This window comes from Streptomyces sp. Q6, assembly GCF_036967205.1.
Classification (GTDB): domain Bacteria; phylum Actinomycetota; class Actinomycetes; order Streptomycetales; family Streptomycetaceae; genus Streptomyces; species Streptomyces citrinus.
This window is the reverse complement of the sequence record NZ_CP146023.1, coordinates 297,946-315,887: the sequence shown is the minus strand read 5'-3', so window position 1 is coordinate 315,887 and position 17,942 is coordinate 297,946. Positions and strand designations below refer to the sequence as shown.

The following is a 17,942-nucleotide window of genomic DNA, read 5'->3' as shown; positions in this document are numbered from 1 at the left end:
GCCTTGTGCAACACGCTTTAGGGCCTGTCTTCAAAGTGGGCGGAGCCAGAGGAGCGTTGATGCGAGGGTGACCGCGGCTTCGAAGGAGGTCGCGGTCTTGTCGTATCGGGTGGCGATGCCGCGCCATTGCTTGAGGCGGTTGAAGCAGCGCTCGACGACGTTGCGGCGCCGGTAGGCAGCCTTGTCGAAGCCGCATCGCCGTTCACGGCGTCGTGCTCGCCCGGCGAGTTGGTCGACCCGTTCGGGAATGGTGGCCTTGATGCCGCGTCGGCGCAGATGGGTGCGGATGGCCCGGGACGAGTAGCCCTTGTCCGCGACCACCCGGTCGGGGCGAGTGCGGGGGCGACCGGAGCCGAGTCGAGCGACGCGAATACCCGCCATGACCTGTCCGAACTGGGTGCAGTCATTGCGGTTACCGCCAGTGAGAGTGAACGAGAGCGGGCGGCCGCGGCCGTCACAGGCAAGATGGATCTTGGTGGTCAGTCCACCTCGGGATCGACCGAGGGCGTGATCTGCCGGTTCGTCCCTCGACCGGCCCCCCTTTTCGCGCCGGCCGCGTGTTGATGGGCACGGACCACAGTGGAGTCGACGGCCACCAGCCAGTCCACGTCCGCGTTCGCGTCGCGGTCGGCCTGGACCGCGGCAAGCATGCGGGTGAACGTGCCGTCCAGGGCCCACCTGCGGAAACGTGTGTACAACGACTGCCACGGCCCGTACCGGGCTGGCACATCCCGCCAGGCGGCGCCCGCACGGATCTTCCATACGATCCCGTTCAACATCGTCCGGTCGTCCGCCCGCGGGCGACCGAACGATGCCGCCGGTAGGAACGGGCGTAACAACTCCCATTCCTCATCGGTCAGTTCATAGCGGCGACTCACAAGACCCATCATCCCGCGCCGCTACTTTGAAGACAGGCCCTAGTAGGACTTTGTTAGGTGACTGGTCAGGTTCAGGGCTCGGTAGTTCGCTGGGGGTATGACTCCGGAGGAGCTTGCCGGGTGCCGTGACCGGCTGGAGGATTTTGCGGCGGAGGTGTTCGCGCCGTTGGTGCGGTCGGACCAGCGGGCCAAGGGCGGACTGTATCTGCGGGGCCTGCTCCTGGACGGTCGCCGCAAGTCGATGCAGCCGATGGCCCGCCGACTCGGCGTCGATCATCAACGGCTGCAGCAGTTCGTCACCTCGTCGACCTGGCCCGCCAACGCGGTCCAGCAGCGGCTGGCCCGCCGTGCGATGGCGGTGGTCCGGCCGGAGGTGTGGGTGGTGGACGACACCGGTTTCCCCAAGGACGGTGACCTGTCGCCCGCGGTCGCCGCGCAGTACTGCCCGCCGCTGGGCAAGACCGCCAACTGCCAGGTAGCAGTGAGCGTGCACGCGGCCACCGACCGCGCATCCTGCCCGCTGGCCTGGCGGCTGTTCCTGCCCGAGAGCTGGGACGGGCCTGATGCCGCCCGGCAGCGCCGGCACTGCCGCATCCCGACAGACGTGCATCACCGGCCCAAGTGGCAGCTGGCCTTCGACATGCTCGACGAGCTGGCCGGGCTCGGCCTGCGGCCCGCGGTGGTGGCCGCCGACGCCGGATACGGCAACAACGCCTCCTTCCGCAGGGGGCTGGAGGAGCGACAGCTGGCCTATGTGCTGCAGGTCAAGGGCGAGTTGACGGCCTACCCGGCAGATATCGAGCCGGTCACCCCGCCCTACAGCGGACTGGGCCCGCGCCCGCTTGCCCGCTACCGGACCCGCCCGGTCAGCCTGCGCGAGCACGTCCGGGCCGCGGACCCCGGCCAGGCCGTCACCGTCGGCTGGCGACGCGGCTCGCGGGGCCGGATGCAGGCCCGGTTCGTGTTCCTGCGGGTCCGTCCGGCCGGTCGTCGTCCCCGGCCCGCCGACGATGGCACCATCGCTCTGCGCTGGCTGATCGCCCAGTGGCCCAAAGGCGCCGACGAGCCGGTCAGGTACTGGCTCTCCAACCTGCCCGCCGATCTGCCACCCCGGGTCCTGGTCCGCCTCGCCAAGACCCGCTGGCGCATCGAGCACGACTACCGCGAGCTGAAGACCGCCCTCGGTCTCGACCACTTCGAGGGCCGGTCCTGGGACGGCTGGCACCGCCACACCACCCTGGTGACCGCGGCCCACCTCTTCCTCACCGAACAGCGCACCGACCCAAAAGCCCCTGCCGGGGCCTGACCCTCTACCAGGCCCTCGCACAACTCCAGCAGACGCTCGCCACCTGGTCAGGACACTGCCCCACCTGCCACCAACCCGCACCCTGGCAGCCCTACGACACCACCTAACAAAGTCCTACTAGAGCGTGTCTCTTTGGTGGGCTGACCAGTTGATCGGACGTGTCCATCCGGTTAGTGATCACTGATGCGATGTGGACCCGGATCAAGCCGCTGATGCCGGCCGATCCGGTCCGCGGTCGGCGATGGGCCGACCACCGCCGCACCCTTGAGGCCATTGCGTGGAAGTACCGCACCTGTTCGCCCTGGCGGGACCTGCCAGAGGAGCTTGGCTCCTTCCAGACGGCCCACAAACGTCTCATCAGGTGGGCCGTCGACGGCACCTGGGCACGGATCCTTGCCGCCGTCCTGGCCACCGCCGACGCTGATGACGACGTGGAATGGACTGTCTCGGTGGACTCCACCATCTGCCGGGCCCATCAGCACGCGGCTGGGGCTGTGAAAAGGGGGCTGCGCGGCGGTCCGAACCCGACGATCATGCACTCGGAAGTTCTCGTGGCGGCCTGAGTACGAAAGTACATCTGGCCAGCGACAACCGGGCACGGCCGTTGGCCCTCTACGTCACCGCTGGTCAGGCGGGTGATGCTCCGGCATTCGAGGCCGTCATGGCCAGGATCCGCGTCCCGCGACGCGGACTCGGTAGGCCCCGGACTCGCCCGGAGACCGTCCTCGCGGACCGCGCCTATTCTTCCCGCGCGATCCGCAGCCATCTCCGACGGCGAGGCATTCGCGCCGTCATCCCGCAGCCTGCCGACCAGGTCGGACACCGTCTGCGGAGAGGGCGAGCTGGAGGCCGACCGCCAGGTTTCGATGCGGAGGCATACAAGCAGCGCAACACCGTCGAACGGTGCATTAGCCGATTGAAGCAATGGCGCGGTCTGGCAATGCGCACGGACAAGCTTGCCCTGGCCTACGAGGCTGCTGTGCACTTGGCGGCCATCCTGATCTGGTCCCGCTCGACGCAGTGATTCAGAGCAACTCGTGCACGACCAGTCGCGACTGCTGCCCCGAAAAGGCGCTTCGCAGGGCTCGGGCCTCACGGTTGCGGGCGGCGAAGACTCCTCGCTTGTCCACATGCACGACCAGGACGTCGTAGCTGTCGATGACCTCGGAGATGCCCCGCGTCTGGATGGTGTCCCGCCAGGCTTCCGTGTTCCGACCGAACCACTCCGGCAGTCCGCAAGGCTCAGCCAGGGCGTCCCAAAAGTCATCGAGCGTTTCGATGGGCCTCCCCCGCAGGTCAACTACCAGCTCCGACTCAATCCTCTTGGCCACCACGACAGAGTAATCGGCCCGCTTCCAAGGCGTCAGGGCTTCAAAGAGACAGCGCCTAGTCCGAACTGGAGGTGAGGTGGAGGCGACCTGCACTGCCTGGTAAACCAGGCCGAGCTGAGACATCGTCACCACCGACGACCTCAACACCCCGCGGCCGCCCGGCAGTTCATGGCCGAGCGCGCCCACGCCCGCAGCACCGAGGCCACCGCCTCACACCCCGTCGCGGTCCCCCACCCCGCCTCGTCACCCAGGTCATCGAACTGACCGCCTGCTGACCCGTCCCTGAGGAGCCGACCAGGGGCCGACGCTCCCTCAGTACACGTCGTCGGTCGGAGACAGCGCGAACAGCCGTACGGTCTCCACGTACAGCCAGACCAGCGTCAGGGTGAGCCCGAACGCCGCCGGCCACGCCTGGTCACGAGGTGTGCCGTGGGTGATGCCCGCCTCGACCTGCTTGAAGTGCAGGGGCAGGAAGGACACCGCCAGGACGATGCCCACAACGCCCATGGCGGCGCCGAGGCCGAAAGGCCGCAGACCTAGCCGGTCGGGCCCCAGCAGGGAGACGAGGAACCAGTCGGCCCAGGCGAGGACGGCCAGGCCGAGCAGAGACACGCCCACGTGTCCGTACCACCGCGAGGTCACACATATCCAGTGCAGCGCCCGCGCGAACAGCGTTGCGGCGGAGGTCGCCATCGTGGCGAGCACGATCTGGACGAGGACACCCGATGACAGGTGACTGGAGGCCGTGGCGGACAGCACGCCCAGGAACAACCCCTCGCACACTGCGAACGCCAGCGCCGGCCAGGACGAGGAGCGGCTGCGGCGACACTGCGCCACCACGAGTGCTGCACCGACAGCCGCGGCGCAGGCGGCGACTGCGTACGACACGGCCGCGGGGAGGCCGGCGAGGGGGAACACTGTCCACGACAGCACGGCCGTGAGGGCGCAGACGCCGAGCGCCGACGCCGCGCGGGGCAGGACGTCGTCCATCGTGAGCAGGTCGCCGACGAGGACGGGCAGCGGCTCCCGCCTGCCGGGACCGCCCAGATCTCGGTCTGTGCCCGCCCCGATACGGTCCCGTACGACAGCGATCCCGGTCTGCGGGTCGCGGATCGCCGTTTTCTGTCCGCCGCGCCGCGTGAACTGTTCCCGCGACAGGATCGGGTTGCTGCTCTTGAGCGCACGCGGCTGCTCGACCGATGTCACGTCAGGTCCTCATCTCTGTGTCGGGCGCGGCGGGCGTGCCGCCCGGAACCCTCGGATCCTGGGCCCCGTGGCCAGCCTGACCGATGCGCAAATGGTGCACATCAGTCAGTTGACGGTCGCCGTCACCGTTCCTGTCAGGCGGGCGTGATGTTGTGGTTGAACCGGAAGACGTTGTCCGGGTCGTAGCGCCTCTTCACCGCTGCGAGCCTGTCGTACCGCTCCGCCCCGAATACCTCGCGCACCGCGTTGGGGCTTGTCGCCTCATCCGGGGAGAGGAAGTTGACCATGCCACGGTCGGCGGCCCAGGGGGCGAGACCGCCCACGACCCGGTCGAGCTCCGCCCGTATCTCGTTGGCCTGAGCCGGGCCGCCCGGCGCGAGCGCGAAGACGAGGTACGGGAGTCCGCGGCTCGACACCGCGTTCGGCGTTGCGGGCGTCCGGTCGAGCGCGCCGCCCAGCGCGCGAATCTCCACACTCGCCAGGGTGCACCCGGACTCCGTGCCCGCAAGGTCGACGAGGGTCCGCGCCGTCTTCTCGGTGAACTCGGTGAGACACGTGCTGCGATCGAAGTACGGCATCGGGAACACAGGATCCATGTGGATCTCCCCGATCGAGGTGAAGGGCTTTTCCGCCACGAGGTCGAGCAGAACGGGCGCGCAGTCCCGCAACGGGGCGATCAGTTCGGCACCGTCGGCGGCCGATCCGAGGTAGCCGATCCTCAGGTGCAGGACGAAGGCGCCGCGCAGGGCGTCCGTGAGAACCGGGACGTCGGGCAGTCGCTGGACGGCGAGAGAGGAGGTCATGTCCTCGCCCGTGCCGGGCAGCCAGGCGCGCCACGCCTCCAGGACCTCGGCCAGATGTGCGCCGGAGAAGTAGAGGCCGCCCCCGTAGAAACGGGCGACGGGAAACACCTCGAACTCGATCCCGGTCACGACCGCGAAGTTTCCCTTGCCGCCCAACAGCGCCCAGAACAGATCGGGTTCGCTGTCGGGTGTCACCTCACGCGGTTCTCCGTCGGCGGTGACCACGGACAGGCGGCGCACCTGGTCGGCAGCGTATCCGCGGGACCGGCCGAGCAGCGGGCTGAGGCCCCCGCCGAGGGTGTAGCCGACGACACCGACGTTCGGCGCGGAGCCCACGACCGGCGCGAGGCCGAACTCCGCGGTGAGCGGCAGCACATCGCGCCACAGCGCACCCGCCTCTGCCCATACCGTGCGCTCCCGCGGGTCGACGGTCACACGCGTCATGCGCTGCGTCGTGATCAGCACGGCGCCCCGCGCGTCGGCCACCATTTGGTGGGCGGCTCCCTTCACCGCGACGGGGAGTCCGTGCCGGGCAGCGAAACGGATCGCCAAGGCGACGTCGTCCGGGCCGGTCGCGCCGACGGCTACGGCGGGGTGAAGCGGGCAGTTCAGGTTGAAGGTGGCGCACTCCGCCTCGTAGCCCTCCTCCCCGGGTTCGAGGACCGGTCCTCGAATCGCGCCCCGCAGCGCCGCCACGTCGCGTGTCTGGAACTTGTCCGTGTTCACCTGATCACAACCTCGTTCGACGAACTCTGTCCTCCCTCACACGTCTGGCGGCGGCACGGAAGTTCACATGTGTGGGCGCAGTGTCTCCGCGCGCGCTGGGTCCGCCGCCCGTATGCGCGCGACGGGCCCGGGCGCCACCACCCGCGTATCGCCATCGAGGCCGCCCGACTGCGTGAGGTCCCCGTCGTTGGTCCGGCGAACTGCTCCCCGAGCTCGTGCACCTGGTGTCAACCTCGGCTCCGGACAAGGCCGCGGACACCGTCGTCGACAGGCTGCTGCACGGGCTCGGGGCTCACACGGCCGCTTCGTCACCGGCCTGTCCGCTCGGGCGTGACGCCCACCAGCGGGATGCCGAGTGCTGCTTCGATTGCGGCGACGGTCCGCGCGGGCTCCTGCGCGTGCACGGTGGTGAAACCCATGGCGGCGGCCGGCGCCAGATGCTGGGCGGTGTCGTCGACGAACACGCACTCCTCGGCCGTGACCCCGAGTCGGGTGAGTAACAGGCGGTAGATGTCCGGATCGGGCTTGCGAACACCGTGGCGATGGGAGAGCACCACGGCGTCGAAGAGCCGGTTCAGCGCATAACCCTGGTAGAGGTTCCACGGGGTCAGACCGACGGAGTTCGAAAGGATGCCGACCTTGACGCCGGCTCGTCGGGCGACGGCCACGGCCACGATCACCGCCGGCTCGGGGCGCAGATCGGTGAAGATACGGCCCAGCAGGTTGTCGGGCCGGAGGCGCAGGAGCCGTCCCGCGACCGTGTTCCACTCGGTCTGGCCGATCACGCCGCGTTCCAGGTCCTCGGTGATCCGGATCCCCTCCGGCGCCAGGCAGAGGTCGGTGAGCAGGGTTCCCTCCGCCAGGCCCTCGCGCCGCTCGAAGGCGAGCGCCGCGGGCAGCAGAGATGTGGTCAGGACGCCGCCGAAGTCGAGGACGAGGCCCCTGCGCCGGGGGCCCCTTGGGTTCACGTGTCTGCCTGTCGGTGCGGATGCGCGGGGAACACGCCGAGGACACGCACCTCGGACGAGAAGAACCTCAGCTCTTCCAGGGCGAGGGCGACCCGTTCGTCGTCGGGGTGACCCTCGATCTCCACGTAGAAGCGGCTGGCGTTGAGGCCCGCGCCGATCTGATAGCTCTCGATCTTGGTGAGGTTGACGCCGCCCGCGGCGAATCCGCCGAGCGCCTTGTAGAGGGCGCTGGGGATGTTGCGCACACTGAAGAAGAGGCTCGTCATCGTCGGCCGACCGATGCCGGAGGCGAAGGCGGCCTCCGCGGAGAGGACGACGAAGCGCGTGGTGTTGTCGGGATCGTCCTCGACCCCCGCGCGCAGGACATCGAGTCCGTGAAGTGCGGCGGCCGCGGGCGGGGCGAGCGCCGCGTGCCGCGGGTCGCCGAGCTCGGCGATCTCCCGCGCGGCTCCGGCGGTGTCGTCGCTGACCAGCGTGCGCCAGCCGCCTTCGCGCAGCAGCTTGCGGCACTGGCCGAGCGCGTGCACATGACTGCGTACGCACTCCACGCGGTCCAGGGTCGTGCCCGGCACGGCCATCAGGTCGAAGCGAATCGCGAGAAAGTACTCGTCGACGATGAACAGACCTGATTCGGGCAGGAGATGGTGGACGTCCGCGACGCGTCCCGCCGCGGAGTTGTCCACCGGGATCACGGCGACGTCGGCCGCGCCGAGCGTCACGGCGTCCAGTGCCTGCTCGAAGCCTGTGCAGGGCAGTTCGGCGTTGTCGGGGAACCGGGCCTGCGCCGCAGTGGCCGAGTTGGAGCCTGGTTCACCCTGGTATGCGACGGTCGTCACCGTGTGGAGCCTTTCCGAAGGAGTCTGTGGGCGGGGGCAGCAACTGAGTTGCGTACCGCACCTGCTGAAGTATCGGTGCGCAAGCCCCCAACAGGCACACGGCTGAGGTCGTTTCGGTGGTCGCGCATCAGCTTCTTCCTGAGGTCGTCCATGGACCACCGGGCCGCCCTCGCCGGCGCATGCCCACTCAACTGGACAACGTGTGCGAACAGCCCAAGGGTTCACATGTGAACCAACGACATGTGTCCCAAAGGGGCGCATTCTCAGCCGCATGGAATGACGAAACATGCCGAGACACTTAAGCTGCTGCAAAGGGCTGGGGACATGCCGAACGAACACATGTCCCGGTCGGGTATCTGCGCCGCCTCCAGCGGGGAAGGACGTGGGGGACGATGGTGTCGTTCGACGGGTCGATGGTGGGACGGGAGCACGAGCAGCAGGCGCTGGCCGTGTTCGTACGGGGCGCGGGCGCCCAGGCACTCGTGCTGCGGGGCGATACGGGGGTGGGCAAGAGCGCGCTGCTCGATCACGTCGCCGCGCTGGCCGTGGCCGAGGACCACCGGGTCATCAGGGCAGCGGGTGTCGAGGCGGAGGTGGAACTGCCGTTCTCTGGACTGCATCAGTTCCTGTTTCCGCTGCTGCCCAGCATCGACCGGCTCGACGAGGCCCAACGCAAGGTGTTCGACGTGGTCTTCGGCCGGAGTGAGGGCGCGCCGCCCTCGGTCATGACGCTGGGGATCGCCGTCCTCGACCTGCTGTCGCTGGCCGCCTCACAGCGGCCGCTCCTGCTCGTCCTCGATGATGGCCAGTGGCTCGACACGTCAAGCACCGAGGTATGCGGTTTCGTTGGGCGCAGGCTCACCGGCAGTTCGGTACGGCTCGCCGTCGGCCTGCGCTCGGACGTGCCGTCGGGTTCGACACGGCGGCGCTGCCGGGCCTGCCGGTGACGACGCTCTCGGACGAGGCCTCGCAGCGACTCCTCGACCTACGCCACCCCGGTCTTGACGAGCGGATCCGTGCCCGGGTGCTTGAAGAGGCGTGCGGAAACCCCCTGGCTCTGCTGGAACTTCCGCCCCACGTGCTGCGCAGCGTCCGCAACGCGAACGACGGGGAGACGCTGCCCGACACCTTCACAGGCACCCCGCTCCCCCAGCGGCTCCAGCAGGTGTACGGCGCCCGGATCGCGGCACTCGACAGTGACGTCCGCGGCGAGTTGCTGCGCGCCGCCCTGGACGGCGGCGGCGCGGGAACGGCGTCCGGGCGCACCCACTACCGCATGGCGGGCGCCGAACAGGCCGCGGGCGACGGCCTGTTGGACCTGGACCCGGTCTCCGGCGACTTCGTCTTCCGGCATCCCCTCGTGCGCTCGACGGTCGTCCAGCTGGCGACCCCGAACGAACGGCGCGCGGCGCACACGGCGCTGGCCGAAGTCCACCGTGACGACGTGGAACGGCACGCCATGCATCTGGCGGCGGCGACCGTCGACCCGGACGAGAAGGTCGCGGCCGCCCTGGATGCGGCGGCGAACTCGGCGACCCGGCGAGGCGGCGCAAGGGCGGCCGTGGCCTGGCTGACCCGGGCCGCGGAGCTCAGCCCGGCCCGGGAGACGCGGACGCGGCGCTTCGACGACGCCGCGTTCATCGCCTCGCACGCCGGCCTCCTCGACAAGGCACGGCAGTTGATGGGGCTCGACGCGGCGTCCGGGGGCGCCGAGTCGCCGGCCGCGGTGATCGCGTCGTCTTATGTCGCACTGTACGAGGACGGGGACGTACGGGCCTCGCACCGGCAGGTGCTCGCGGCGATCGAGAGCATCCGGGACGGCGGCGTCACGGAACCGAACGAACTGCTGACCCGGCTGGTGAACCTGCTCCTCGCCATCAGCCAGTACACGAGCGACGCCGGAGTCTGGCGGCGCACCCATGGACTCCTCGCCTCGCTCGGCGACTTGGTGCCCCCGCTCTCGCGGATCTACGAGGACGCGTGGGGCGACATCGTCCAGCGGGGCGCCGGAGTACGCGAACGCGTGGAGCGGGCGTTCACCGAGCCGCGCCCGCTCGACCCGTGGGACGTCACGCGCCTGGGCACCGCCGCCTACCACGTCGACACGCTCAGCCAGTACCGGCCACGCTTCCAGCGCGTCGTCGACCGGGAGGTGGAGACCGGGGCCGTGTCGACAGGCATGACACTGCTGCACCACATCATGCTCGACCAGATGGCGGTGGGTGAGTGGGACGAGGCCGAGCGCACCGGCCAGCGCAATCTGGAGATCACCACCTCCCACGGCAACACGCTGTTCGCCCACCACACGCGCGCCTACCTCGGGTTGCTCGCCGCCCTGCGCGGCCGCACGGACGAGGCACGCGGGCTCCAGGCCGACGTCGACGCCTGGGCCCGGCCGCGCGGCGTCGGCTTCCTCACGCAGATCACCGACGCGATCGGCACCGCCGCCGCGCTCGCCGACGGCGACTACGAAGCCGCCTACCTCCATGCCATCGGCATCACACCGCCGGGCACGTTCGCCGCCTACGCGCACCAGGCGCCCCGCACACTCCTCGATCTGGTGGAGGCAGCCCTGCACACCGGCCGCGCCGAGCAGGCCCGCCGGCACGCCGTCGCCGCGCGGGACGCCGACCTGCCCGCTCGCTCGCCGCGCCTCACGCTCGTCACCGAGGGCGCGCTCGCCCTCACCTCGAATGACGCCGGCGAGGCCGAGAACCACTTCCGGCGGGCCGAGGCGCTGCCCAGCGCGGCCGGGTTCCCGTTCGAGCTCGCCCGGGTCCGGCTCGCCCACGGTATTCACCTGCGGCACACTCACGGCCGCAAGGCGGCCCGGCTGCCGCTCACGCTCGCCGCGGACACCTTCGAACGCCTGGGCACCCGTCCCTGGGCCGAGCGGGCCCTCGCGGAGCTGCGCGCAACCGGCACCCCCACACCCGCCGGGGCCGCCCGTCTGACCGACCTCACCTGGCAGGAGCGGCGCATCGCGGACCTCGCGGCCGGCGGCCTCACCAACAAGGAGATCGGTGCACGGATGCATCTGTCGCCGCGCACGGTCAGCTCCCATCTGTACCGGGTGTTCCCCAAGCTCGGCATCACCTCGCGGGCGGCGCTCCGCGACGCGCTGGGGAGGCTGCCGGAGGACCAGAACGTGTGACGTCACCGCTCGGCGATGACGAGACTGTGGCCACGGTGGACGATCGGCTTCAGATCGGTCACCACCGCCCTGCCGCTTGCAGAGGGCATGGGTTGCTTCGTTTCTGACGGCCGTCCGGACGGCCACCGACATGGTCATAGGGCCCGCGAGGGGCAGCGCCGGAGGATTCTCCGGCGGCTTGGCTTCACAGACGAGACCCGGCTCCGCTTTCGCGCGAGTTTTGGCCCACCTGACGGCTCCCGCCTGGTGGAGGGATGTTGCGGAGTATGAGGTCTCTTGGTTCCCGTCGCGCGAGGCGGCCGCGGCGGAGGAGCGGCGAGTGCTCAAGGAGGATGATCCGGTGCACAACATCCACGGAACACCTAGGTGGGCGAGCGTGGTGTCTGGGCATGTTCGTGCCGAGATCGCCGGACGGCGTGCCGACAGTGGCAAGGGTGCGGAGGTGTAGCGGTGGATGATCTCGTGCAGTGGCTCGGCAAGCAACTCGACGAGGACGAGCGGGTCGCGCGGGGTACAGGCGAAGAGGGGCGAAGAGGGGAGCCGTTCCGAGTGTTCGCGGGTGAGTCGGGCGCCGGGGTCATCGGGCCGGGAGTGGTTGAGCACATCGCGCGGCATAGTCCGGCGCGGGTGCTGCGTGAGGTCGACGCCAAGCGTCAGGTGCTCGCAATCGTCCAGGTCCACATCGACGCGGCGGCATCGACCGACTACATGCTGAGCGGCCCGGCGAAGATGGCGCTTGTCGTGCTGAAGCCGGTGGTAGTGGCGCTCGCTATGCCGTACGCGGACCGGCCCGGTTACCGCGAGGAGTGGCGGCCGTAGCCGCACACGCACCAGACCTCATTGAGCTTCTGGACGGGTGCATGAGCATTGGTCATGCTCAACTTGCATGGATGCATTGTGGGCTGGGCTGCTCGGATTAGGTACAGCGACTATTGCCCTTGTTGGTGTAGCGGCCCTACAAAGGCGTGCCGCGATCATCCGCGCGGCTGAGGCGCGTACTCGCGTGCATGCTGCAGAGCAAGATTTTGAGCGTGCGCTTCGTGATGCCCGTGGCTACGACGCCACCCCGTCTGAGGCATCAGTCGATGAGGGCCACGGAGAACCCGGAGGGGGCGACGGGGGCGACGACTGGACCCTGCCTCCGCCTGGTCCTCCCCCTCCCCCTCCACCCGAGCATGCTGTGGGCGCGGACCACCTTCGCCCGCTTGCCCTTCCGGAGTTATGGAGCGTTACCCACAGGCGATTGGATCTCTATCATGAAATTGCCTCGGGGCAAGCTTCCCGGTCCTTCCGGAACGCCCAATTCGCCATGCTCCTTGGCTTTGTTCTCTTGACTTCCTTCGTCATTGTGGCCTTAGAACGGCTAACACAATGAGGTGCTTCGGTCCTGGTAGCCGTGCCTGACAAGTGAGTTGGGCGTTGTCCGGGCCGTGGGGACTTCACCGTGGATCGTGCCGGACGACTTGTGGGTGCGGATTGAGCCGCTGCTGCCGAGGAAGGAGCGGCGGTTCCGCTACCCCGGTCGCCTGCCGGTCCCGAACCGGCAGGTGTTGTGCGGGATCCTGTACGTGCTGCACACCGACATCCAGTGGGAACACCTTCCCAAGGAGCTCGGCTTCGGTTCCGGGATGACGTGCTGGCGCCGGTTGCGGGACTGGAACGAGGCCGGCGTCTGGCAGCGGCTCCACGAAGTCCTGCTGGCCGAACTCAACGCGGCCGCGCGGCTCGACTGGTCCCGCTGTGTCGTCGACTCTTCGCACGTCAGGGCCCTAAAAGGGGGATCCACACGGGTCCGTCGCCGGTCGACCGAGGCCGGGCAGGCTCGAAGCATCACCTGATCACCGACGGGCACGGCACCCCGCTCGCGGTCCTCCTTACCGGCGGCAACCGCAACGACGTCACCCAGCTGCTGCCGCTGCTGGACGCCATCCCGCCCGTCCGCGGGCGGGTCGGTCATCCGCGGCGCAGGCCGGACTCGCTGTTCGCCGATCGCGGCTACGACCACGACATCTACCGCGACCAGGTCCGTGCCCGCGGCATCGTCCCGGCCATCGCCCGCCGAAACACCCGCCACGGCACGGGACTTGGCGTCTACCGGTGGGTGGTTGAACGGACCTTCGCCTGGCTGCACGGCTTCCGACGACTCCGCGTCCGCTGGGAACGCCGAGCCGACATCCACGAAGCCTTCCTCAAACTGGCCTGCTGCCTCATCACGCACCGGCAATTCCAGTCATTGTGTTAGCCGTTCTTAGGGGCCAGTACTACAGCCGGGGCTGCTGTGGCGGGAGGGTTGGGGACGGTTGCGGCAGGCCTTGCGGCCTTTGTGAGCCGGACCTTCATACGTTCGCAGGAGGTGGCTGCTGGACACCTCCGCGCATACTTCGATCAGCCGCTGGAGCTCTCGCGCTACCTTGCGGCCGAGCGGCTTGTTCTGAATTCTGGGCTGAGCGGCGAGCAGCGTGCCAAAGTTGTGGTGGAGATCGCGAAGGCCATGATCGCCGGGCGCGATGCTCTGAACGCGGACACTGGGAACGGCTCGAACGGTGATCCGGGGGACTCGCGGCCGTAGGTCTTAGGATCCGCTCGTGGATCTACCTGACAGCTTGATCGAATTGCAGCGCGCGGCCGACGACGAGGGTAAGAAGCTGGAACATCTCGACGGCGAAGACCGCGAGAAGCAGCGCGAGGTCTGGTTCGAGGCGGCGGCGCGCGCTCAGGCCGCGGTCACTGCGCACGCACAGGAGCACGACCTCAACCAGTTCGACGCCGAGAAGGCGCTCCGGCAGGTCACCCGGCATCCTCCGCAGGCGCAGGAGTAGGCCACTCCCGGAGCGGCCATTCTCGGCCGGCGTCCCACTCGGTGAGGAGTAGATGCGCGCCGGCGTGCGCTTCGTGCTCGTCACGGAAGCCGTCAAACTTGCCGTCGGCAGTGCCGGCGTTGTCCCACCAGCCGCGCAGGATCGTGCGGCCGTCGATGGCGAGGGTCAGGTGGTAGCGGTCGGGCGGCGTCACGAGCTCATGATCGGCGGCGGGTGGGGTGCTGGGCTGGGGCTCACCCGCCGATCTAGACTCGAACACGTGAACGATCCTACCCGTCTCGACCTGCTGCGCTTCCTGGAGCGTGTGCAGGAGGGCGACCTCGCTCGCACGCGCAGGTGGATCGCCGCCGAGGAACAGCGCCAGGCGGAGCGGGCCCGCGGTGCAGCAGCCCGGCCGCCGGAACCGGACTGGCTCATCGAGCAAGGACTCACCGGACGCCGCGCCGTGTACGTCCACGTCGGCGGCTGCCACATGGCCGGGAAGCGATCGGCCGCAGCATCTCGGGGCCAGGCGCGGCAGGCGCTCGCCGCGGGCGTGGACGCGTGCCCGCACTGCCGGCCGGACACCGCGCTCGGCGTGCTGGAGTAGGCGCCCCCGCGCGGGGCCCGAGGACCTCATGAACATGTTGGTCATCCTCGCCGTCGTAGTGGTCGCCGCAGCGACTTGCAGGCGCAGGCGGCAAGCGTGGGGACCGAGGGGTACGCACCACGTCCCCCCGCTTGTCGGCATGGTCGACCAGGCCGAACATGGCTCCCAGGACCGGACGTGCAGCCACGCGCCATGGATGAACACGGCAGGAGTACCTTTCACAGTTGGCTCCTCGGACCACGACGACCGTCCGGCATCGGCGTACCGGCCGCCTCAGGACCCTTCGCGGGAGGCCGCGCGAAGACAGTTGGATGACTGGACGACGCGTGCCCGAAGGATTTCGACGGTCAACTTACTTATGTACGTCGTCCCGCAGAGCACGACAGTGGTGCGAGTCAGCTTCCTCCGCAGGGAAGGATCCACCCGTCATGAGTGGCTCTTCACCAGGTGTCCAGGTCAACCCGAGGGCGCCGCAGGGCCGTTCCCGGCTGGCCCTGGACATTGAGCGCGTCCTGAACGTCCGCGCCCGTCAGACGATCAGGGCCGAGTTCCGGTTCGACCCGCGCTCCCCGCTGACCGTGCGTGTCGAGTTGGGCATCGAGGGTGGCCGGTCCGTGGTGTGGCGGATCGGGCGCGATCTTCTGCGGCAGGGTCTGTACTCGATGAGCGGCCTCGGGGACGTGCAGATCTGGCCGACCGGGGCCGCAGGCCGTCGCACTGCGCGACTTCAGCTGGTCTCCGGCGATATGGCCGCGCTGTTCGACCTGCCGGTGCCGCCGCTGGCCGATTTCCTCGAGCACACCTATGAACTGGTGCCCGTCGGCCGGGAACTTGCGGGCATGGACTGGGACGTCGCGGTCACGGATCTCCTCGACCGGCCGCGGATACCGTCCGATTGACGCCGCGTCCCTGATGTGAGCCCCTGCGGGCGGTGCGGCACCTGGCCGGACCCGCCGACGGCAGGATCGGGTGGCCCCCTCGTCCGCTCCCCTGAGGACGGGCGGCCGCCCTCACCCGCACCATGGAGCGAAGCAGGGAAGGCACACGAGGCATGGGCGTACAACGGGAACACACGGGGCGTCAGCTCGGATTGACGAGTCTGACCGTCGTGGCGAGCGCGCTGCTCGCCGCGTTGATCGGTGTCGTGTTCGCCGTGCTGCTGTGGGCGATCTCCGACGCGAACAGTTCAGTGTCGGCCCGTCGGGCATCGCGTACGGCGCTGGTCGAGGCCGGGACGATGGAGCAGTTGCTGCTCGATCTTGAGACGGGGCAGCGCGGCTTCGTGATCACGAAGAAGGAGGAGTTTCTCCAGCCGTGGCCGGCCGCGCGCAAGGCGCTGCCCGCGGCTTCCGAGCGGTTCACCACGAGCGCCACGTCGCCGCATCAGCGTCGGGCCGCCGAGCGGATCGCGCACGGCGTCGAGTCGTTCCTCAATGACTACTCGGTCCCGCTGGTCGCGATGGTACGCCGCGGCGATCCCTCCGCGGCGGGGCTCCACGAGACCGCCGAGGGCAAGAGACGTGTCGACACGTTGCGGGCCCGGTTCGACAGCTACATGAAGGACGAGCGGGCCCAGCTCGCGCAGCGCACGGATGCTGCGGGTACCAACAGCCGTCAGGCCGTGCTCGCCGCCACGCTCGGCCTCGCCGGTTCGCTGGCGCTGGTGGCCGTCTTCACCGTGTCGCAGCACCGGGCGGTGGTCAGACCGGTGCGCGGCGCCGCGGGCGCGGCCCAGGAGTTGGCGGGCGGTGACCTCAGTGTGCGGGTGCCGCCCAGCAGGATGGCGGAGATCAAGGCGCTGGGCACCTCGTTCAACACCATGGCGGCTTCGTTGCAGGACAGCCGACGGCGCATCATGGAGAGCACCGAGGCCGTACACCGGCGTACGGCACGCGACCTGCACGACGGCGCTCAGCAGCGGCTCGTGAGCCTCATGATCGGTCTGCGCCTTGCCCGCGAGATGCTGGCCGACACCGAGCCCGCGGCGATCGACCTGCTGGACCAGTCGATCGACAACGCGCAGACAGCGATCAACGAGCTGCGTGAACTGGCCTCCGGCATCTACCCGTTGGTGCTGACCGTCAAGGGCCTCGTGGCGGCTGTACGGGACCTGGCGTCCCGCTGTCCTGTGGCCACCGTCGTGACCTGTGAGAACGAGCGCCGGATCTCCTCCGCCGTCGAGTCGAACGCGTACTTCGTCGTGGCCGAGGCGGTGACGAACGCGGTCAAGCACGCGTCCGCGTCACGGATCGACGTCCGGATCGAGTTCAGGGACATGTTGCGGATCAGGGTCGTTGACGACGGCGTCGGCGGAGTCGGAAAGGCCAGTGCGGGCCTCGCGGACCGGGTGGCTGCGTTCGACGGGAAGCTGACCATCAGCTCCCCTGCCGGTGCCGGCACCTCGCTACTGATCCAGATCCCGATTCCGGACTGTGTGGATGTGGCGGGTACCGCGGATACGGCGCACGCGTAGGGGAGTTCAGAGCGGCCGACCGGTGTCACGGATGACGGGTGCTGCCGTCCCGGCACGTATCACTGCGACGGGGCCTCGTGCCGCGTGATCGTACGGGCAGCCGCGTCGTCGAGCCTGCGGCGGTCGTCGCGGGACAGGCCGCCCCACACCCCGTACGTCTCCCCGTGCTTGAGGGCGGTGGCCGCGCAGACCGTACGGACCTCGCAGCCGGCGCATACGCGGCGTGCGCGCTCCTCACGGGTGCGGCGGGCCCGGCCGCGTTCTCCCGACGGTGAGAAGAAGGCGGAACTGTTCATACCGCGACAGGCAGCGTGCTGCTGCCAATCCCAGTCGACGAGGAGCGGCCTAGGTGCGGCACGCATGACGGTCCTTCCAGTAGGTGTGGGTGTGTCCGGTGAGCGGGCGGGTCACTCGGTGAGCTGGGCAGCGAGCGCATCCCAGTCCACTCCGTCGAGTTCGGTGCCGAGCGGTACGAGCTCATACGTCTCGGCGAGCCACTCGGCGACCGGTGCGGCGTCGAGTTCGATGAGCGCCGTGCGGTCGCCGCCGAGGCGCATCTGAAGGGAATCGGGCTCGCCATCCTCGTCGAGCACTGGCCAGAGCACGACGTCACCGTCGCCGGTGCGGGCGTTCATGCCCGCGGCGAGCAGTTCGCGGGAGAAGATCCAGCGCACCGAGCGCGGTCCCTTGCCGGTGAAGACCAGGCTGACGGCGAGAGGGTCTCCCGCGTCGTAAGAGAGTTCGCAGTTGAGTGTGAGCCCGAGTTCGGACGTGACCCGGTGCGTGACGACGAGGGAAAGGTGGGACTGGTTCATGGTTGCCTCCTCGGGCGCGGCCGATCTCCCGGCCGGGT

The 17,942-nt window shown here is 69.3% G+C and carries 17 protein-coding genes and 2 pseudogenes; 10 read left to right on the top strand and 9 right to left on the bottom strand.

All coding sequences use genetic code 11. From position 1 onward, the window contains the following. Positions 1 to 30 precede the first annotated feature (30 nt). A pseudogene (locus V2W30_RS41045) lies at positions 31 to 887 on the bottom strand (IS5 family transposase). An 88-nt stretch (positions 888 to 975) separates the two neighbouring features. Here V2W30_RS41045 and V2W30_RS41040 point away from each other — a divergent pair. Together V2W30_RS41040 and V2W30_RS41035 are read left to right on the top strand one after the other, a co-directional pair. Further along, a complete protein-coding gene (locus V2W30_RS41040; protein WP_338704302.1) occupies positions 976 to 2,184 on the top strand; it encodes an IS701 family transposase in 1,209 nt (402 codons plus the stop codon). A gap of 158 nt (positions 2,185 to 2,342) precedes the next feature. Beyond that, positions 2,343 to 3,208, top strand: a protein-coding gene (locus V2W30_RS41035; RefSeq protein ID WP_425244736.1) for an IS5 family transposase whose coding sequence is annotated in 2 segments (ribosomal slippage) — positions 2,343 to 2,679 and positions 2,679 to 3,208 — 867 coding nt in all. Because the reading frame shifts where the segments join, the coding sequence is not laid out codon by codon here. A 1-nt stretch (position 3,209) separates the two neighbouring features. On the opposite strand, the gene V2W30_RS41030 is transcribed toward V2W30_RS41035, so the two are convergent. The 5 genes from V2W30_RS41030 to V2W30_RS41010 all read right to left on the bottom strand — a co-directional run bounded on the left by V2W30_RS41030 (position 3,210) and on the right by V2W30_RS41010 (position 8,054). Continuing rightward, positions 3,210 to 3,515, bottom strand: coding sequence for a barstar family protein (locus V2W30_RS41030; protein ID WP_338704274.1), 306 nt, complete (start codon positions 3,513 to 3,515; stop codon positions 3,210 to 3,212). A gap of 312 nt (positions 3,516 to 3,827) precedes the next feature. Beyond that, positions 3,828 to 4,721, bottom strand: a complete 894-nt coding sequence (locus tag V2W30_RS41025) for a Bax inhibitor-1/YccA family membrane protein (RefSeq protein WP_338704301.1) — start codon at positions 4,719 to 4,721, stop codon at positions 3,828 to 3,830. A 134-nt stretch (positions 4,722 to 4,855) separates the two neighbouring features. Then, the gene (locus V2W30_RS41020) at positions 4,856 to 6,250 is read right to left on the bottom strand and encodes an FAD-binding oxidoreductase (RefSeq protein ID WP_338704300.1); all 1,395 of its coding nucleotides are present in this window, start codon (positions 6,248 to 6,250) and stop codon (positions 4,856 to 4,858) included. A gap of 308 nt (positions 6,251 to 6,558) precedes the next feature. Beyond that, positions 6,559 to 7,218 (bottom strand): HAD-IA family hydrolase, encoded by a 660-nt coding sequence (locus V2W30_RS41015; protein ID WP_338704299.1) that lies wholly within the window; start codon positions 7,216 to 7,218, stop codon positions 6,559 to 6,561. Then, entirely contained in the window at positions 7,215 to 8,054 is an 840-nt protein-coding gene (locus V2W30_RS41010) for a prephenate dehydratase (protein WP_338704297.1), read from the bottom strand. The genes V2W30_RS41015 and V2W30_RS41010 overlap by 4 nt, the downstream gene beginning before the upstream one ends. Positions 8,055 to 8,446: 392 nt before the next feature. Between V2W30_RS41010 and V2W30_RS41005 the strand changes: the two are divergent. From V2W30_RS41005 to V2W30_RS40985, 5 genes and pseudogenes are all read left to right on the top strand, one after another. Next, positions 8,447 to 11,208, top strand: a pseudogene (locus tag V2W30_RS41005) (AAA family ATPase). Positions 11,209 to 11,658: 450 nt separating this feature from the next. Continuing rightward, positions 11,659 to 12,027 (top strand): DUF6221 family protein, encoded by a 369-nt coding sequence (locus tag V2W30_RS41000; protein WP_338704296.1) that lies wholly within the window; start codon positions 11,659 to 11,661, stop codon positions 12,025 to 12,027. A gap of 611 nt (positions 12,028 to 12,638) precedes the next feature. Then, positions 12,639 to 13,450, top strand: a protein-coding gene (locus V2W30_RS40995; RefSeq protein WP_425244729.1) for an IS5 family transposase whose coding sequence is annotated in 2 segments (ribosomal slippage) — positions 12,639 to 12,977 and positions 12,980 to 13,450 — 810 coding nt in all. Because the reading frame shifts where the segments join, the coding sequence is not laid out codon by codon here. 111 nt (positions 13,451 to 13,561) lie between these two features. Beyond that, on the top strand, positions 13,562 to 13,777 hold the full coding sequence (locus V2W30_RS40990) for a hypothetical protein (RefSeq protein WP_338704295.1): 216 nt from the start codon (positions 13,562 to 13,564) through the stop codon (positions 13,775 to 13,777). Between the two features lie 16 nt (positions 13,778 to 13,793). After that, a complete protein-coding gene (locus V2W30_RS40985; RefSeq protein ID WP_338704294.1) occupies positions 13,794 to 14,027 on the top strand; it encodes a hypothetical protein in 234 nt (77 codons plus the stop codon). Here the strand turns inward: V2W30_RS40985 and V2W30_RS40980 are convergent. Next, positions 13,996 to 14,220 (bottom strand): hypothetical protein, encoded by a 225-nt coding sequence (locus tag V2W30_RS40980; RefSeq protein WP_338704292.1) that lies wholly within the window; start codon positions 14,218 to 14,220, stop codon positions 13,996 to 13,998. The two genes, V2W30_RS40985 and V2W30_RS40980, sit on opposite strands and share 32 nt — an antisense overlap. A 66-nt stretch (positions 14,221 to 14,286) precedes the next feature. Here V2W30_RS40980 and V2W30_RS40975 point away from each other — a divergent pair, with 66 nt between their 5' ends. The 3 genes from V2W30_RS40975 to V2W30_RS40965 all read left to right on the top strand — a co-directional run bounded on the left by V2W30_RS40975 (position 14,287) and on the right by V2W30_RS40965 (position 17,089). Further along, positions 14,287 to 14,616 carry a DUF6233 domain-containing protein gene (locus V2W30_RS40975; protein WP_338704291.1) on the top strand — a complete coding sequence of 110 codons (330 nt, stop codon included), beginning with the start codon at positions 14,287 to 14,289 and terminating at the stop codon, positions 14,614 to 14,616. A 428-nt stretch (positions 14,617 to 15,044) separates the two neighbouring features. Then, positions 15,045 to 15,515: an SsgA family sporulation/cell division regulator gene (locus V2W30_RS40970; protein WP_338704290.1), complete on the top strand. Its 471-nt coding sequence runs from the start codon at positions 15,045 to 15,047 to the stop codon at positions 15,513 to 15,515. A gap of 209 nt (positions 15,516 to 15,724) precedes the next feature. Next, on the top strand, positions 15,725 to 17,089 hold the full coding sequence (locus V2W30_RS40965) for a CHASE3 domain-containing protein (protein ID WP_338704288.1): 1,365 nt from the start codon (positions 15,725 to 15,727) through the stop codon (positions 17,087 to 17,089). A gap of 59 nt (positions 17,090 to 17,148) precedes the next feature. Here the strand turns inward: V2W30_RS40965 and V2W30_RS40960 are convergent, their stop codons facing one another. After that, entirely contained in the window at positions 17,149 to 17,451 is a 303-nt protein-coding gene (locus V2W30_RS40960) for a WhiB family transcriptional regulator (protein ID WP_338704287.1), read from the bottom strand. Between the two features lie 45 nt (positions 17,452 to 17,496). Then, a complete protein-coding gene (locus tag V2W30_RS40955) occupies positions 17,497 to 17,904 on the bottom strand; it encodes an SsgA family sporulation/cell division regulator (RefSeq protein WP_338704286.1) in 408 nt (135 codons plus the stop codon). Positions 17,905 to 17,942 lie beyond the last annotated feature (38 nt).

Bases quoted from the DNA above. Each gene is read 5' to 3' on its own strand.
- V2W30_RS41040 (WP_338704302.1), top strand. From the start codon at position 976: ATGACTCCGGAGGAGCTTGCCGGGTGCCGTGACCGGCTGGAGGATTTT.
- V2W30_RS40970 (WP_338704290.1), top strand. From the start codon at position 15,045: ATGAGTGGCTCTTCACCAGGTGTCCAGGTCAACCCGAGGGCGCCGCAG.
- V2W30_RS40960 (WP_338704287.1), bottom strand. From the start codon at position 17,451: ATGCGTGCCGCACCTAGGCCGCTCCTCGTCGACTGGGATTGGCAGCAG.
- V2W30_RS40955 (WP_338704286.1), bottom strand. From the start codon at position 17,904: ATGAACCAGTCCCACCTTTCCCTCGTCGTCACGCACCGGGTCACGTCC.